Raw genomic sequence first — 17,027 nt, 5'->3', positions numbered from 1 at the left:
TGATAATCTAATCACAAAATATGCATAAAAAATCAACCCATGGCAACTACAAATCACCGATTGAGGAAGTTTGCCAGCAGCTGGTGGCCCTGTTCGCTGAGAATGCTCTCCGGATGAAATTGCACGCCCTCAAGGTCGAATTCGCGGTGGCGAATGCCCATGATCTCACCCTCCTCGCTGCGGGCGGTCACCTCAAAGCATTCAGGCAGCGTTAGCGGGTCAATCAGCAGGGAGTGGTAGCGGGTCACGGTTAGCGGATTATTGAGGCCACAAAATACCCCCTGGCCACGATGGCTAATGGGGGACGTTTTCCCGTGCATGACTTTGGCCGCCCGCACGATCGCGGCGCCGAAAACCTGGGCTATCGCCTGGTGGCCCAGGCAAACGCCTAAGATTGGCGTCTTGCCGGAGAAGTGGCGAATAACCGCCAGCGAAATCCCGGACTCATTCGGCGTGCAGGGCCCCGGCGAAATAACGATTTTCGCGGGCGCCAGCGCAACAATTTCCGCTAACGTCAGCTCGTCATTACGCCTGACCTGCACTTCTGCCCCAAGTTCGCAGAAATACTGGTACAGATTCCAGGTAAAAGAATCGTAGTTATCGATAAGCAGGATCATAGCGGCTCCGGGAACAAAGAACCGCGCTATTCTACTCAGTTTCCGCAGCTTCGCTTACCACTTTACGAAATATCGTCTGCAGTGGAGAAAGGTCGCCCATTGCGCCACTCTGGTTGGCCTGGTTCCATACATCGACGGCAATATCACGCCAGTCCAGCGTATAGCCAGCATGAATAGCCAGTTGTTCAAAGAAAATGCGTTGCGCCAGGCCGTTGCCGATTCGGAAAGGATGCAGGACGTTAATTTCGCAGTAGTAATGAGCGAGACGTTCAATGAATTTATCCTGAGCAAGCCCCACCAGATAGCCTTCCTCTTCCAGGGCCTGAAAGAGCGTGTTCCCCTCTTTTTCGATATAGGCGAAATGACAGAAACGGGTGTCGCCCTGATAGATATCCACTTCACGCAGTTGTCCCGCCCAGTCGAAAATATCCTGATAGAGCTGGCGATGAATCGCGCAGAGATGAGGCAAGCCGCGCACCAGTGGCCCGAGTTCGATGGTTGCCGCGCGTAGCGCGGTCAGCTCCCACGCCGCCTGCTCAAGGCGCTGTGCCTGGCGGATACCTAAGCGGTTACGCATGACCTGCAGACCGGAGTAAAGATAAGGATCCCGGCCCTCACCAAATTTATCGCTCATAGTGGCTCCTTAACGCCGCAATACGCGCCAGGGCTTCTTCGGGAGTAAGGTTGATTAGCGGAATATCGACGCCCTCCAGCCGCCGGCTGGCCTGAAAATTCACGTTGCGTCGATCCTCCCAGAGTCGGGATTTCTGTTTTTCGGTGAGCTTTTTCATTTAACACCTCCCTGACATGTCCGCAGTAGCCACAAGTATAAGCGGCAAAAAGCGATTTCGCAGGGAAGCGGGGAATGCGCGGGTGAGCGTTACCCGCGCAATTAAGATTACGGCAGTACTTTTGCGGAAAGAATAACGATAGGTTTGGACGGAACATTTTGATACGGCCCAACGTTGTGAGTCGGCACCTGAGAAATTTTATCCGCGACGTCCATGCCTTTGACTACTTTACCAAACACCGCATAGCCGAAATCACGCTGGCCATGATCGAGGAAGGCGTTATCCGCAATATTGATAAAGAACTGGCTGGTGGCGCTGTCCTGATCGGCAGTACGCGCCATGGCGATGGTGCCGCGCGTGTTGCGCAGACCGTTGTCGGCTTCATTTTTAATCGGCGGATTAGGCTGTTTCTGCTGCATCTGTTCGTTAAAGCCGCCGCCCTGCACCATAAAGCCCGGGATCACACGGTGAAAAGTGGTGTTGTTATAAAAACCGCTGTTCACGTACTTGAGGAAGTTATCAACCGAGATGGGCGCTTTCTGGCTATTCAGCTCAAGCTCAATATTGCCCGCAGACGTGGTCAGCAACACATGAGGATCCCCCTTTGCCGCCATGGCCGGGGAAAATGCTGAAATGGCGAAAACGGCAGCCACCGCCGCGAGAGTTGATTTGAGCATGGAAATTCCTTAACGGAGCAGAATAAAAACCGAGTGCTTTGATTCTAAAGAGCCTTTGCATCCTGGGCTAGCCTTTTACCTAATTTTACTTAGCTGAAACACTTGTAACGATGGGCCAGGCGCTCCGCCAAATAATTAAATGTGATACAAGTCACACTAACAATTGCAAAAAACTATAAATTTCAGAATAAACGTTTGCTTGAATCACGCTAACGCATAAAATCTGTCCGCCCGGCGCAGAGTCAACGCGCTTTACATTTCTATTCACAGGCCTGTCATGACTAACAGCAATCGTATCAAGCTCACATGGATCAGCTTCTTCTCCTACGCCCTGACCGGCGCGTTGGTGATTGTCACCGGGATGGTGATGGGAAACATCGCAGATTATTTTCATCTGCCCGTCTCCAGCATGAGCAACACCTTTACCTTTCTTAATGCCGGTATCCTGATCTCTATCTTCCTGAACGCCTGGCTGATGGAAATTGTTCCGCTGAAAACGCAACTGCGCTTTGGCTTTATCCTGATGGTTCTGGCCGTCGCCGGTTTGATGTTCAGCCATAGCCTGGCGCTGTTTTCCGCCTCGATGTTCGTGCTTGGGCTGGTCAGCGGGATCACCATGTCGATTGGTACCTTCTTGATTACCCATATGTACGAAGGTCGTCAGCGCGGCGCGCGGCTGCTGTTCACCGACTCCTTCTTCAGCATGGCGGGGATGATCTTCCCGATGCTGGCCGCCTATCTGCTGGCGCGCAGCATCGAATGGTACTGGGTTTATGCCTGCATCGGCCTGGTCTACGTCGCTATTTTCATTCTGACCTTCGGCTGTGAATTCCCGGTCCTGGGCAAAAAAGCCTTGCAGGATAGCCAGCCGGTCGTGAAAGAAAAATGGGGTATCGGCGTGCTGTTTCTCTCCATCGCCGCCCTGTGCTACATCCTCGGCCAGTTGGGTTTCATCTCCTGGGTACCGGAATACGCCAAAGGCCTGGGCATGAGCCTTGGCGATGCGGGTAAGCTGGTAAGCGATTTCTGGATGTCGTACATGATCGGCATGTGGTCATTCAGCTTCATCCTGCGCTTCTTTGACCTGCAGCGTATTCTGACCGTGCTGGCGGGCGTGGCGACGGTGCTGATGTATCTGTTTATTAACGGTTCGCCGGAGCATATGCCGTGGTTTATTCTCACCCTCGGCTTCTTCTCCAGCGCCATCTATACGTCGATCATCACCCTGGGGTCACTGCAAACTAAAGTGTCGTCGCCGAAGCTGGTGAACTTCATTCTGACCTGCGGCACCGTGGGTACCATGCTGACTTTCGTCGTTACCGGCCCTATCGTTGCCGCCAGCGGACCGCTGGCAGCGCTGCATACCGCTAACGGCCTCTATGCCGTGGTCTTTGTGATGTGTCTGATCCTCGGCTTCGTCTCCCGCCACCGCCAGAACAACGCGGCAGCGGAATCGCACTAAGCCTCAGGCCCCTTTGTTCCGGCAAAGGGGCTGTTTCGGGTAAAGAACAGCTCCTCCCCGCCCCGATCCATCTGTACCCAGGTTTGCGCCAGCTGCGTGGTAGCGATAACTCTCCCCTGGCGAATTGACCAACGAACCGGAACCTGACAACGCACAGCCTCAAACCCGTTTTCCGCAGGGAGAATCACCAGATTCGCCGTGTTCCCCGTCGCAATACCGTAATCGCTCAGGCCAAACGTTCGCGCGCTATTTTCCGTCACCAGCTTGAGTCCATCGTTAATCTGCTGATAGCCCATCATCTGACAAACGTGCAGCCCCATGTGCAGCACCTGCAGCATGTTGCCGGTTCCCAGCGGATACCAGGGATCAAAGACATCGTCATGGCCAAAGCAGACGTTAATGCCCGCCGCCATCAGCTCCTTCACGCGCGTGATGCCGCGGCGTTTCGGATAGTCGTCAAACCGTCCCTGAAGGTGAATATTGACCAGCGGGTTAGCCACGAAGTTAATGCCGGACAGTTTCAGCAAACGAAAAAGACGTGATGTATAAGCGCCATTGTAGGAGTGCATCGCGGTGGTATGGCTGGCGGTCACTCTCGGCCCAATCCCCTCTTTTAACGCCAGGGCCGCCACGGTCTCAAGGAATCGCGACTGTTCATCATCGATTTCATCACAGTGGATATCTAAAGGCCGCTGATACTTTTTCGCCAGACGAAAAGCGATGTGCAGGGACTCCACGCCATATTCGCGAGTGAATTCAAAATGCGGGATGGCGCCCACCACATCAGCGCCCAGCCGCAGGGCTTCTTCCAGCAGAGCCTCACCATTGGGATAGGATAAAATCCCCTCTTGTGGGAAGGCGACAATCTGCAAATCTACCCACGGCGCGACTTCCTGCTTCACCTCCAGCATGGCTTTGAGCGCGGTCAGCGTCGGATCGGAAACGTCGACGTGGGTGCGCACAAACTGAATACCGTTGGCAATTTGCCATTTCAACGTCTTCCAGGCGCGGGCTTTCACGTCTTCATGGCTCAAAAGCGCCTTACGCTCCGCCCATCGCTCAATCCCTTCAAACAGGGTACCGGACTGATTCCAGTTCGGCTCGCCGGCGGTCTGGGTCGTATCGAGGTGAATATGCGGTTCAATAAAAGGGGGGATGGCCAGCCCGCCGCGCGCATTCAGCACTTCAAAATTCTCTTTGCGCGCCTCCCCCATAGGGGTGATATCCCCGAAGCGCCCCTTGTCTATCGCTATCTGCCATAACCCTTCGCGATCGGGCAGACGAACGTTCTCAATTAACCAAAGCGGCGCTGCTGTCATATCGATGACTCCCGTAATTGTTGCTGAAATTTTACTCAACCCGCCGTGGGTATCCGTTGCTAATTTTGTACATAAAAAAAGCAAAAAGGAAAAGCCAGCGTTTTCCGTCACTTATAAAAATACTGACAAATCATAAACATACCACTTAAGTGGTAGGTAAAGGTGTAATTGATTTGCATCAATAAGTGTCGCGGCTGAATCGTTAAGGTAGGCGGTAATATAAAAGAAATCGAGGCAAAAATGAGCAAAGTCAGACTCGCTATCATTGGTAATGGTATGGTCGGCCACCGCTTTATTGAGGACCTTCTTGATAAATCCGACGCCAGCCTGTTCGATATTACCGTCTTCTGTGAAGAACCCCGTATCGCCTACGACCGCGTACACCTCTCCTCCTACTTCTCTCACCATACTGCCGAAGAGCTCTCTTTGGTACGGGAAGGTTTCTACGAGAAGCACGGCGTTAAGGTACTGGTCGGTGAACGCGCCATTACCATCAACCGCCAGGAGAAGGTCATCCACTCCAGCGCAGGCCGTACCGTTTTCTATGACAAGCTGATTATGGCAACCGGCTCCTATCCGTGGATCCCGCCGATAAAAGGTTCTGAAACTCAGGACTGCTTTGTTTATCGCACTATTGAAGACCTGAACGCTATTGAAGCCTGCGCCCGTCGCAGCAAGCGCGGCGCCGTCGTCGGCGGCGGTCTGTTAGGCCTGGAAGCCGCTGGGGCGCTAAAAAACCTCGGCGTTGAAACCCACGTCATTGAATTCGCCCCCATGCTGATGGCGGAACAGCTGGATCAGATGGGCGGCGAACAGCTGCGCCGTAAGATTGAAAGCATGGGCGTGCGGGTGCACACCAGCAAAAATACCAAAGAGATTGTCCAGGAAGGACGCGAAGCGCGTAAAACCATGCGTTTTGCCGACGGCAGCGAGCTTGAAGTTGACTTCATCGTTTTCTCTACCGGTATCCGCCCGCGCGATAAGCTGGCCACCCAGTGCGGTCTGGAAGTCGCTCCACGCGGCGGCATTGTGATCAATGACGCCTGTCAGACTTCTGACCCGGATATCTACGCTATCGGGGAATGTGCCAGCTGGAACAACCGCGTTTATGGCCTGGTCGCCCCGGGCTATAAAATGGCCCAGGTTACCGTTGACCATATCCTGAAAACAGAAAACGCCTTTGAAGGCGCGGATCTGAGCGCCAAGCTAAAGCTGCTGGGCGTTGACGTCGGCGGGATTGGCGACGCTCACGGACGCACGCCAGGCGCGCGCAGCTACGTTTACCTCGACGAAAGCAAAGAGGTCTACAAACGCCTCATCGTGAGTGAAGATAATAAAACTCTGCTCGGTGCGGTGCTGGTGGGCGACACCAGCGATTACGGCAATCTGCTGCAGCTGGTGCTCAATGCGATCGAACTGCCGGAAAACCCGGATTCGCTGATCCTCCCGGCGCACGCGGGCAGCGGTAAGCCGTCAATTGGCGTGGATAAACTGCCGGACAGCGCACAAATTTGCTCCTGCTTTGACGTCACCAAAGGCGCATTGATTGCCGCTATTAATAAAGGCTGCCACACCGTGGCGGCGCTGAAAGCAGAAACCAAAGCCGGCACCGGCTGCGGCGGCTGTATCCCGCTGGTGACTCAGGTTCTCAACGCCGAACTGGCGAAACAGGGCATCGAAGTCAACAATAACCTGTGCGAGCACTTTGCGTACTCCCGTCAGGAACTGTTCCACCTCATCCGCGTGGAAGGCATCAAAACCTTTGAAGAGCTGCTGGCAAAACACGGTAAAGGCTACGGCTGTGAGGTTTGTAAACCGACCGTTGGCTCGCTGCTGGCCTCCTGCTGGAACGAATATATTCTGAAACCGCAGCACACCCCGCTGCAGGATACCAACGACAACTTCCTGGCCAATATCCAGAAAGACGGCACCTACTCCGTTATTCCCCGCTCTGCCGGCGGTGAAATCACCCCGGAAGGGCTGGTGGCGGTAGGCCGTATCGCTCGTGAATTTAACCTGTATACCAAGATCACCGGTTCCCAGCGTATCGGCCTGTTTGGCGCACAAAAAGACGATCTCCCGGAAATCTGGCGTCAGCTGATCGACGCGGGCTTCGAAACCGGTCACGCATACGCTAAGGCGCTGCGAATGGCGAAAACCTGCGTAGGCAGCACCTGGTGCCGCTACGGCGTGGGCGATAGCGTCGGCTTCGGCGTAGAGCTGGAAAACCGCTACAAAGGCATCCGTACGCCGCACAAAATGAAGTTTGGCGTCTCGGGCTGTACCCGCGAATGCGCGGAAGCTCAGGGTAAAGACGTCGGCATCATCGCCACGGAGAAAGGCTGGAACCTTTACGTCTGCGGTAACGGCGGTATGAAACCCCGCCACGCGGATCTGCTGGCAGCGGATCTGGATCGCGAAACATTAATGAAATATCTCGACCGCTTCATGATGTTCTATATCCGTACCGCCGACAAACTGACCCGTACCGCACCGTGGTTAGATAACCTGGAAGGCGGCATCGATTATCTGAAGTCGGTCATCATCGACGACAAGCTGGGACTGAACGAGCATCTGGAAGCAGAGATGGCTCGCCTGCGTGCAGCGGTAGTCTGCGAGTGGACAGAAACCGTTAACTCGCCAGCGGCCCAGGTACGCTTCAAACACTTTATCAACAGCGACAAGCGCGACCCTAACGTCCAGGTCGTGCCTGAGCGTGAGCAACATCGCCCGGCCACGCCGTACGAACGTATCCCGGTAACTCTGGTGGAGGAAAACGCATGAGCCAGTGGAAAAATATCTGCAAACTCGATGACATCCTGCCGGAAACCGGCGTCTGCGCGCTGTTAGGCGATAAACAAGTGGCGATTTTCCGCCCATATCACGGTGACCAGGTGTTTGCGATTAGCAATATCGACCCGTTCTTCGAGTCCAGCGTCCTCTCTCGCGGCCTGATCGCCGAGCATCAGGGCGAGCTGTGGGTGGCCAGCCCGCTGAAAAAGCAGCGCTTCCGCCTGCGTGACGGCCTGTGTATGGAAGATGAAAGCCATTCGGTAGCGCACTATGAAGCCCGAGTGAAAGACGGCATCGTGCAGTTACGTGGTTAAGCAATTTAAGGGAGGCGCAACGCCTCCCTTTTTTTAAATTTTTTACCTTCAATTGATGACACAACATCATCTGTGCTGCGTCGCGAAGGCTGCCAACCAGGAAGCAGCGCAAAGGATGAGGTGTTATAAGGAAATCCTATGTTTACGGACACAATAAATAAGTGCGCGGCCAACGCCGCCCGCATTGCGCGCCTTTCGGCCAATAATCCAATCAGCTTCTGGGTCAGCTCAATGATGGCGGGAGCCTATGTCGGCCTCGGCATCATTCTTATTTTTACCCTCGGCAACCTGCTCGATCCTGCGGTCCGCCCGCTGGTGATGGGCGCCACCTTTGGCATTGCGTTAACGCTGGTGATTATCGCCGGCTCTGAATTGTTCACCGGCCACACCATGTTCCTTACGCTGGGCGTGAAAGCGGGCACCATCAGCCAGAGTCAGATGTGGGCAATTCTGCCCCAGACCTGGATGGGTAATCTGCTGGGTTCGGTTTTCGTGGCGCTGCTGTATTGCTGGGGTAGCGGCAGCCTGCTGCCGGTTGATAGCAGCCTCGTGCATACCGTCGCGCTGGCAAAAACCAGCCAATCCGCGATGGCGCTCTTTTTCAAAGGCGCGCTGTGTAACTGGCTGGTGTGTCTGGCGATCTGGATGGCGATTCGTACCGAGGGCGCGGCCAAATTTATCGCCATCTGGTGGTGTCTACTGGCGTTTATCGCGTCCGGCTATGAGCACTCCGTCGCCAACATGACGCTTTTTGCCCTCTCCTGGTTTGGCCATCACAGCGATGCGTATACCCTTGCGGGAATAGGTCACAATTTGTTATGGGTAACACTCGGCAATACTTTGTCCGGTGTCGTATTTATGGGATTGGGTTATTGGTATGCTACGCCGAAATCGGAGCGCCCCGCCCCGGAAAAAACTAACGAGACTGAGAGTCTGGCTCAGTAGGCGTAATCGGTGAAGGCAGGTTGAACGCGGACAGCGCGAAACAACCGGAACGTACACGTAGTACGTGAGGATGATTCGCTACGCTCACCCTTCGGGCCGCCCTAAAGGGCGTTCAAAACTCGATGAATTTTGTGTGAGCACTGCCCAGGTTCAACCTGACAAATAAAATAGCCTGATAGCCAGATTCTAAGGCTGCTGCCAATAATTAAGAGGGAATGTCGTGGACCATTTGCCTATATTTTGCCAATTACGCGATCGTGACTGTTTGTTAGTCGGCGGCGGCGATGTGGCTGAACGTAAAGCTCGCCTGTTACTGGACGCTGGCGCCAGATTGACGGTTAATGCCCTGGATTTTGTGCCGCAATTCCAGGTATGGGCCGATGCAAACATGCTAACCCTGGTCCAGGGCGAGTTTAATCCTGCGCTGCTGGATAACTGCTGGCTGGCCATCGCTGCTACCGATAACGAAGCGGTTAATCAACAGGTCAGCGAATCAGCGGAAGAAAGGCGAATATTTTGCAACGTGGTCGATGCGCCTCAGCAAGCCAGCTTTATTATGCCGTCGATTATCGACCGTTCACCGCTGATGGTTGCCGTCTCTTCTGGCGGCACCTCGCCGGTGCTGGCGCGCCTGCTGCGCGAAAAGCTGGAGTCGGTTCTGCCATTACATTTAGGCCAGCTGGCCCACTATGCAGGTCAGCTGCGTTCAAGGGTGAAGAAGCAGTTTGCCACCATCGGCGAGCGCCGACGCTTCTGGGAGAAGCTGTTTGTTAACGACAGGCTGGCGCAGTCGCTGGCCAACGAGGACCGCCAGGCCGTCGCGGACGCTACGGAGCAGCTGCTGACCGAGCCGCTGGATCATCGCGGCGAAGTGGTGCTGGTAGGCGCAGGTCCTGGCGACGCAGGACTGCTGACCCTCAAAGGCCTGCAGCAAATACAGCAGGCCGATGTAGTGGTTTATGACCGCCTGGTCTCCGACGACATCATGAATCTGGTGCGCCGCGATGCCGATCGGGTCTTCGTGGGAAAACGCTCGGGCTACCACTGCGTACCGCAGGAAGAGATTAACCAGATTCTGCTGCGCGAAGCCCAGGGTGGAAAACGCGTTGTTCGCCTGAAAGGTGGCGATCCGTTTATCTTTGGACGCGGCGGCGAAGAGCTGGAAACTTTGTGTCATGCGGGTATTCCTTTCTCGGTAGTACCGGGAATTACCGCGGCCTCTGGCTGTTCCGCCTACTCCGGCATCCCCCTGACTCACCGGGATTTTGCCCAGGGCGTGCGCCTGGTCACCGGCCACCTTAAGACCGGCGGCGAACTGGACTGGGAAAACCTGGCGGTAGAGAAACAGACCCTGGTGTTCTACATGGGCCTGAACCAGGCTCCGGCGATCCGGGAAAAACTGATTGCCCACGGCATGGCGGCGGATATGCCCGCTGCCATCGTTGAGAACGGCACGGCGATAACCCAGAAGGTGGTCACCGGTACGTTAGAACAGCTGGATATTCTGGCGAAGCAAATGGCCAGCCCCGCGCTGATTATTGTCGGTCGCGTTGTCGGCCTGCGCGACAAGCTGAACTGGTTCTCAAATCACTAATCTTCCTGGCCCACTATTACCATTAATATTGGGCCATATTTTCTTTCAACATAATCTTGCCGCAAATATATTCCATAATATTTAAAAAGCAATTAAGTTAATTTAACCCTTGAAAATTTGACACCCAAAATAAAATCCTATTAAATCAAAAATAAGAAATGACTCAAAAGCCGTTTCTTATTAGCAATGGAAAGTCAAATATATTATATATCATACAACAGGGATTATCTTATGAAAAACACGCTCAGGTTCGCTGCATTAGCGGCAGTTCTCACGTCGCTCACTGCCTGCACCGGCCACATTGAAAACAAAAATAAAACATGCAGTTATGACTATCTCCTTCACCCTGCAATTTCTATTTCCAAGATGATAGGCGGCTGTGGACCCGCAGCAGATCAGAAATAAAATCTCAGGTCGGATTATTCCGGCCTTTTTATATGCGGCCTAAAAACCAGTACAATTAAGAAAGTCATGATTGTGTATGAGCGATACGAATAATGACATTTCGGGCTCACTGCTTTCCGGCCAATCAACGAGTGCTCCTCGCTAATAAATGCAGAGCGTTTACAGAATCACTGCATCATATGGCATCAGCGATTACCAGTGAAAAAGCCGGATGTTTTACACCCGGCTTTTATTGCTCAACCACCGTTAATCCATCAGGGTTTGGCGACGAAACCAATTGCTTCGTAAACCGCTTTCAGGGTCACGGAAGCGCGAGCGCTGGCTTTCTCTGCGCCCTCTTTCATGACCTGATTAAGGAAGGCTTCATCACTGCGGAATCGGTGATAGCGCTCCTGCAGTTCGGTCAGCATACCGGAAACGGCTTCTGCCACCTCGCCCTTCAGATGACCATACATTTTGCCTTCAAAATGCTGCTCCAGCTCTGGAATGCTCTGACCGGTAACCGCAGAGAGAATATCCAGCAGGTTGGAAACGCCCGCTTTGTTCTGGATGTCGTAGCGAACAACCGGCGGCTCGTCGGAGTCGGTGACCGCGCGTTTGATCTTCTTCACTACCGATTTCGGGTCTTCCAGCAGGCCGATAACGTTGTTGCGGTTATCATCTGACTTGGACATCTTTTTGGTCGGCTCCAGCAGCGACATCACGCGCGCGCCGGATTTGGGAATAAACGGTTCCGGAACTTTAAACACGTCGCCATAGATAGCGTTGAAACGCTGGGCGACATCGCGGCTCAGTTCCAGGTGCTGCTTCTGGTCTTCGCCAACCGGGACCTGGTTAGTCTGATACAGCAGAATGTCGGCAGCCATCAATACCGGATAGTCAAACAGACCGGCGTTAATGTTTTCCGCATAGCGCGATGACTTGTCTTTAAACTGGGTCATACGGCTCAGTTCGCCGAAATAGGTGTAGCAGTTCAGCGCCCAGCCCAGCTGCGCATGCTCAGGCACGTGGGACTGAACAAAAATGGTGCTTTTTTTCGGGTCGATACCGCACGCCAGATACAGCGCAAGCGTATCCAGCGTCGCCTTACGCAGCTGCTGCGGATCCTGACGGACGGTAATCGCGTGCTGGTCAACGATGCAGTAAATGCAGTGGTAATCGTCCTGCATGTTTACCCACTGACGCAGCGCACCCATATAGTTGCCAATGGTCAATTCACCTGAGGGCTGTGCGCCACTAAAAACGATGGGCTTGGTCATTTTTTATTCCTGATTTTCACTGTACGGTAGCCCGAAAGCGGGCAAGAGTTCATTAAATTGGTCAAAGATATAATCCGGCTCACTCAACGAAATCGGCTCGCCGTAGTTGTAGCCGTAGGTCAATCCGATAGAGCAGCAGCCGGCGGCCTTCGCGGCCTGAATATCATTGCGCGAGTCGCCAACGAACAGCAGCTCTGCGGGCGCCAGCCCCAGTTTCTCCGCGACCATCAGCAGCGGTTCCGGGTGCGGTTTTTTGTTTTTTACGTCATCGCCGCCGATAACAACGGTAAAATATTTGGCGATATCCAGCGACGACAGAATTGGCGCGACAAACGGCGTTGGCTTATTGGTCACCAGCGCCAGCGGCAGGCCTTTTGCGTGCAGCGCGCCCAGCGTATCGGCAACGGCAGGAAACAAAAAGCTCCCCTCTTCCGCCACTTCGCCATAGTAGCGATCGAACAAATTGCGCAAAATGGCCTGTTGCTCAGCCTGCGGGATATCATCATGATCGACGGAAGGTTTGCCCTGCGCCGCTCTGAGCGTCGCGCGCTCCTGACGAGCCCAGGTCAGGGCCCGCTGGATGAGTACGTCAGCGCCGTTACCAATCCAGGTCACGACTCGCTCTTCGCCCGCCATCGGGAGTTCCAGCGCATACAGGGCGTTATCAACGGCAGCGGTCAATCCCGGCGCGCTGTCCACCAGCGTTCCGTCGAGATCAAACGCCACACCGCGAATGTTGTGTAACTTATCCATGGCTAACCTTTGCTAATTCATTACGCATTTGTTCAACGACTTTTTTGTAGTCCGGCTGATCGAAAATAGCCGAGCCGGCAACAAACATATCCGCACCGGCAGCAGCAATCTCAGCGATGTTGCTCACTTTTACACCGCCATCCACTTCCAGACGGATGTCGTAGCCGGATTCATCAATGCGACGACGAACTTCACGCAGTTTATCCAGGGTATGCGGAATAAAGGACTGACCACCAAAGCCAGGGTTGACGGACATCAACAGAATGACATCCAGCTTATCCATCACGTAATCGAGGTAGCTCAGGGAGGTCGCCGGGTTAAATACCAGGCCGGCTTTACAGCCGTTCTCTTTGATAAGCTGCAGCGTACGGTCAACGTGTTCGGAAGCTTCCGGATGGAAAGTAATGATGCTGGCGCCCGCGGCGGCAAAATCAGGGATGATGCGGTCAACCGGCTTGACCATCAAATGCACATCAATCGGCGCGGTGATACCGTAATTTCGCAGTGATTTCAGCACCATCGGACCAATGGTCAGATTCGGCACGTAGTGGTTGTCCATCACGTCAAAGTGCACAACATCCGCACCCGCAGCCAACGCATTGGCGGTATCCTCGCCCAGACGGGCAAAATCAGCCGACAGAATCGAAGGGGCAATCAAATACTGCTTCATCCGCATCTCCTTGAAATTTATTTGGTCTTGGGCGGACGGTACAGAGCCAGAAGCTCGTCCACCTTCTTACGTGTACCACCGTTACTGCTGATGCTGCGTCGAACCTTCACAATATGCGTCTCAGCGGCGTTTTTATACCACTCCTGAGTGAGCGGCGTGCGATGGTTGGAAATCAGCACTGGAATACGCTTTTTCATCAGCGATTCCGCTTTTTTAGCCAGCAGCTCCTGCTGCTCCTGGCTAAAGCTATTCGTATGATAGGCCGTGAAGTTAGCCGTTGACGACAGCGGCGCATAGGGCGGATCGCAGTAAACAACGGAACGGTGATCTGCCCGCTTCATGCACTCTTCATAAGATTCACAATGAAACTCGGCATGCTGCGCCTTCTCCGCGAAATGATACAGTTCAGCTTCGGGAAAATAGGGCTTTTTATAACGGCCAAAGGGCACGTTGAACTCCCCGCGCAGGTTGTAGCGACACAGACCATTGTAGCCATGACGGTTCAGATACAGGAACAGCACCGCGCGGCGCAGCGGCTCCTGGCTCTGGTTAAACTCGTCGCGAAACAGATAATACTGTTCAGCAACGTTGTTCTCAGGCGTAAACATCTCTCGCGCCGCCGCAACGTACTCATCGGTTTGCAGTTTGACGATGTTATACAGATCGATCAAATCACTATTGATATCAGCGAGGATATAACGAGAAAAGTCGGTATTAAGAAATACCGACCCGGCGCCCACGAAAGGCTCAATCAAGCAGTCGCCCTGCGGCAAGTGCTTTTTAATATCATCAAGCAGGGGGTATTTGCCCCCTGCCCATTTCAGAAAAGCGCGATTCTTTTTCATGCTGCCTAACTAATTACACATTCTCCGGCTGTGGAGAAAGCTCCGACAGCATCCAGCGCTTCAGACTACACTGCGGCATTATTTCAGGTCAGACTGAACCTGATGCAGCGGTTTTGCCCACGGATTTTTCGCCTGTACATCTGCTGGCAGCGTAGCAACGGCACGTTTCGCTTCATCTTTTGAAGCGTAAATACCGCTCACCAGCACATACCAGGGCTGACCGTTACGCGTAGTCTCGTAGACAACATATTTCTCCAGCTTCTCTTTCTTCGCCCAACTGTTGAGGTTGTTGTAGTTAGAAGAGCTGCTGAGCTGCAGCGTATAGTGGCCGGACGGCGCAGACTTCATCGAACCAACATCACCAGCGCTTTTACCCGTAGTCGCCGCTGTTGCTGCCGGAGCGGCAGCTGCAGTCGCAGCCGGAGCAGTAGATGCTGTCGCGGTGGTCGCCGCAGGAGCGGTAGTCGCAGCCGGTTTAGCCTGTGCAGTAGCGGTAGGCTTAGTGGTCGGCTGAGTTTTTGCCGGGGCCGTAGCTGCGACGCTTTCTGTACGCTTAGGCTGAACCGGAACCTGCTTCGGCTGCGTCGGCGCTTTCGCCGTGGCCTGCGGTTTTGGTTCGATAACCGTATGTTTACGCTCAGCCGGACGCGGCGCTGCCGCCGTCTGACGCTCGGTAGTGGCCTGACGCGGGGCGGCGCCATTGCGCAGCGGCGCAACGGTAGCAGGTTCTGTAGGCAGAGTAGAGTTGGCTACCGCGCTATCAATTTGCCCCTGCTGCTGGGTCAGCGCGTTATTCAGGTCACCCTGAACCTCAACGCGCTGCTGCCCTTGTGGTTCAGCCGTCGTCTGCCCTTGAGTCGGGTTAGACGCGATGGGCGGCAGAGAGACATCCTGCGATTGTGCGTTGTTTGCCGCAGAGGAGTCCTGGGCCGCTGGCTGGGTATTATTATCCTGATCTCCGGATAAGTTGATGCTCTTCTCGCCGGAAGCGGTTTGCTCGTTGGATGAGGATGGTGATTTCAGCGCGGAACCAACGCCAACGATCAGCAGCAGCAGAACGAGGATGCCCACGCCCATCATGATGTACTGACGGGAGGCCGGTTTTGCCGGCGCTTTCTTACGCTTACGCGGACGACGCTCAACCTGACGCTCTTCGTCATCGCCTTCGTCAGACTCTACTTCTTCTTCGTACTCTTCATACTGCTCTTCATCGCGCTCACGGCGTGCTTTGCTGCCGCGCGTCGGGCGACCATCGTCAGCATCATCAAGATCGACATCATCAAAATTGATTTGCGGATCGGCATCACGCTCTGAAGACTGACGAGAACGACCAGTACGACGATCGCTGCGATCGGCTTTCATATCGTCTTCTGGTTTTAATTCATCCATTTAACACCCCACTAAAAGGCTTATGCTCACGACTATTGCATGTCACCCGAAATGATAACGCCGCGCGAACGCGGCCAGACCTTCTTATTGTTGCGCCTGCTGAGTATCAGCAATCGCGCCAAGAACAACATCATGCGGTACTCCGCCGCGTATCTCGCTCTTCCCTATCGCGAGGGGTAGCACCAGCCGCATCTCGCCTGCCAGTACTTTTTTATCACGCATCATGTGGGGCAAATACGCGTCAGCTGTCATCTCCTGCGGCCCGCACACCGGCAGGCCTGCACGTTGCAGCAGATGGATAATTCGCTGCGTATCCTGCGGATTAAACCGCCCCAAACGCTCGGACGCATGCGCCGCCATCACCATACCGGCAGCAACCGCTTCACCATGTAACCAATTACCGTAGCCCATTTCAGCTTCGATAGCATGACCAAAAGTATGGCCAAGATTGAGTAAAGCACGTAACCCGGTTTCGCGCTCGTCGGCAGCGACAACTTCAGCTTTCAGCTCACAACAGCGACGGATACAGTACGCCATCGCTTTTTCATCCAGCGCCATCAGTGCATCAATATTATTTTCCAGCCAGTCGAAAAATTCGCCGTCAAGAATCACGCCGTACTTGATCACTTCAGCCAGACCGGAAGAGAGCTCACGCTTCGGCAGCGTTTTAAGACAGTTGAGATCGACAACAACGGAAACTGGCTGCCAGAAGGCGCCAATCATGTTTTTACCGAGAGGGTGGTTGACGGCCGTTTTGCCGCCCACCGAAGAGTCCACCTGCGACAGCAGAGTGGTAGGAACCTGAATAAAGCGCACGCCACGCTGGTAGCTGGCGGCGGCAAATCCGGTTAAATCACCGATCACCCCACCGCCGAGCGCCACTAGCGTCGTGTCGCGGCCGTGTGGTTTTTGCAATAGCGCGGTAAAAACAGTATCCATCACCGCCAGGCTTTTAAACTGCTCGCCGTCGGGAAGAATCACGCTATCGACTTTTACTCCCGCTTGCTCAAGTACGGAGCGTACGGTATCCAGATAAAGCGGCGCCAGCGTTTCATTGGTGACCAGCATAACCTGATCGCCTGATTTCAGTGGCAGGAAGGAAGCTGGATCGTTAAACAAACCAGCCGCGATGGTAATCGGGTAACTACGTTCCCCGAGGGTTACAGTAAGCCTCTCCATAACGCGACGTCCACC

The 17,027-nt window shown here is 54.2% G+C and carries 17 protein-coding genes; 6 read left to right on the top strand and 11 right to left on the bottom strand.

What is annotated here, in order from left to right; translation table 11 throughout:
- Positions 1-53 precede the first annotated feature (53 nt).
- The 4 genes from pabA to ppiA form a co-directional block, all read right to left on the bottom strand.
- A complete protein-coding gene (gene pabA / locus IAE27_RS17375) occupies positions 54-617 on the bottom strand; it encodes an aminodeoxychorismate synthase component 2 (RefSeq protein ID WP_070555763.1) in 564 nt (187 codons plus the stop codon).
- Between the two features lie 31 nt (positions 618-648).
- Positions 649-1,251 carry a putative adenosine monophosphate-protein transferase Fic gene (locus IAE27_RS17370; RefSeq protein WP_004106410.1) on the bottom strand — a complete coding sequence of 201 codons (603 nt, stop codon included), beginning with the start codon at positions 1,249-1,251 and terminating at the stop codon, positions 649-651.
- Positions 1,241-1,408, bottom strand: a complete 168-nt coding sequence (locus IAE27_RS17365) for a YhfG family protein (RefSeq protein WP_004106412.1) — start codon at positions 1,406-1,408, stop codon at positions 1,241-1,243. Before IAE27_RS17365 ends, IAE27_RS17370 begins: the two co-directional genes overlap by 11 nt.
- A gap of 107 nt (positions 1,409-1,515) precedes the next feature.
- Positions 1,516-2,085 carry a peptidylprolyl isomerase A gene (ppiA, locus tag IAE27_RS17360; RefSeq protein ID WP_004854889.1) on the bottom strand — a complete coding sequence of 190 codons (570 nt, stop codon included), beginning with the start codon at positions 2,083-2,085 and terminating at the stop codon, positions 1,516-1,518.
- Between the two features lie 277 nt (positions 2,086-2,362).
- Between ppiA and tsgA the strand changes: the two genes are divergently transcribed.
- The gene (gene tsgA, locus IAE27_RS17355; RefSeq protein ID WP_023329052.1) at positions 2,363-3,547 is read left to right on the top strand and encodes an MFS transporter TsgA; all 1,185 of its coding nucleotides are present in this window, start codon (positions 2,363-2,365) and stop codon (positions 3,545-3,547) included.
- Here tsgA and IAE27_RS17350 read toward each other — a convergent pair.
- Positions 3,544-4,866 (bottom strand): cytosine deaminase, encoded by a 1,323-nt coding sequence (locus IAE27_RS17350; RefSeq protein WP_115239151.1) that lies wholly within the window; start codon positions 4,864-4,866, stop codon positions 3,544-3,546. The two genes, tsgA and IAE27_RS17350, sit on opposite strands and share 4 nt — an antisense overlap.
- A 240-nt stretch (positions 4,867-5,106) precedes the next feature.
- On the opposite strand from IAE27_RS17350, the gene nirB reads away from it, so the two are divergent.
- The 5 genes from nirB to IAE27_RS17325 all read left to right on the top strand — a co-directional run bounded on the left by nirB (position 5,107) and on the right by IAE27_RS17325 (position 10,917).
- Positions 5,107-7,650 carry an NADPH-nitrite reductase large subunit gene (gene nirB / locus IAE27_RS17345; protein ID WP_196089789.1) on the top strand — a complete coding sequence of 848 codons (2,544 nt, stop codon included), beginning with the start codon at positions 5,107-5,109 and terminating at the stop codon, positions 7,648-7,650.
- Entirely contained in the window at positions 7,647-7,973 is a 327-nt protein-coding gene (nirD, locus tag IAE27_RS17340) for a nitrite reductase small subunit NirD (RefSeq protein WP_004106426.1), read from the top strand. Before nirB ends, nirD begins: the two co-directional genes overlap by 4 nt.
- A 138-nt stretch (positions 7,974-8,111) precedes the next feature.
- Complete coding sequence (nirC, locus tag IAE27_RS17335; RefSeq protein ID WP_023321706.1) at positions 8,112-8,918, top strand: nitrite transporter NirC; 807 nt, start codon at positions 8,112-8,114, stop codon at positions 8,916-8,918.
- Between the two features lie 220 nt (positions 8,919-9,138).
- The gene (cysG, locus tag IAE27_RS17330) at positions 9,139-10,512 is read left to right on the top strand and encodes a siroheme synthase CysG (protein WP_200092743.1); all 1,374 of its coding nucleotides are present in this window, start codon (positions 9,139-9,141) and stop codon (positions 10,510-10,512) included.
- Positions 10,513-10,743: 231 nt separating this feature from the next.
- A complete protein-coding gene (locus IAE27_RS17325) occupies positions 10,744-10,917 on the top strand; it encodes a YhfL family protein (RefSeq protein WP_083307716.1) in 174 nt (57 codons plus the stop codon).
- Positions 10,918-11,171: 254 nt separating this feature from the next.
- Here the strand turns inward: IAE27_RS17325 and trpS are convergent, their stop codons facing one another.
- From trpS to aroB, 6 genes are all read right to left on the bottom strand, one after another.
- Positions 11,172-12,176 (bottom strand): tryptophan--tRNA ligase, encoded by a 1,005-nt coding sequence (gene trpS / locus IAE27_RS17320; protein WP_004115985.1) that lies wholly within the window; start codon positions 12,174-12,176, stop codon positions 11,172-11,174.
- A gap of 3 nt (positions 12,177-12,179) precedes the next feature.
- Positions 12,180-12,929, bottom strand: coding sequence for a phosphoglycolate phosphatase (gene gph / locus IAE27_RS17315; protein ID WP_200092741.1), 750 nt, complete (start codon positions 12,927-12,929; stop codon positions 12,180-12,182).
- Positions 12,922-13,599 (bottom strand): ribulose-phosphate 3-epimerase, encoded by a 678-nt coding sequence (gene rpe / locus IAE27_RS17310; RefSeq protein WP_200092739.1) that lies wholly within the window; start codon positions 13,597-13,599, stop codon positions 12,922-12,924. Before rpe ends, gph begins: the two co-directional genes overlap by 8 nt.
- 17 nt (positions 13,600-13,616) lie before the next feature.
- The gene (gene dam / locus IAE27_RS17305; RefSeq protein WP_004106438.1) at positions 13,617-14,444 is read right to left on the bottom strand and encodes an adenine-specific DNA-methyltransferase; all 828 of its coding nucleotides are present in this window, start codon (positions 14,442-14,444) and stop codon (positions 13,617-13,619) included.
- A gap of 78 nt (positions 14,445-14,522) precedes the next feature.
- Entirely contained in the window at positions 14,523-15,833 is a 1,311-nt protein-coding gene (damX, locus tag IAE27_RS17300; RefSeq protein WP_004115986.1) for a cell division protein DamX, read from the bottom strand.
- An 84-nt stretch (positions 15,834-15,917) separates the two neighbouring features.
- Positions 15,918-17,012, bottom strand: coding sequence for a 3-dehydroquinate synthase (gene aroB / locus IAE27_RS17295; RefSeq protein WP_004106440.1), 1,095 nt, complete (start codon positions 17,010-17,012; stop codon positions 15,918-15,920).
- Positions 17,013-17,027 lie beyond the last annotated feature (15 nt).

The sequence above is a fragment of the Klebsiella sp. S69 genome (assembly GCF_016516145.1).
Taxonomy (GTDB): Bacteria; Pseudomonadota; Gammaproteobacteria; order Enterobacterales; family Enterobacteriaceae; genus Klebsiella; species Klebsiella oxytoca.
Note: the sequence above shows the minus strand (reverse complement) of the source record. Positions and strands in the feature narration are given on the sequence as shown.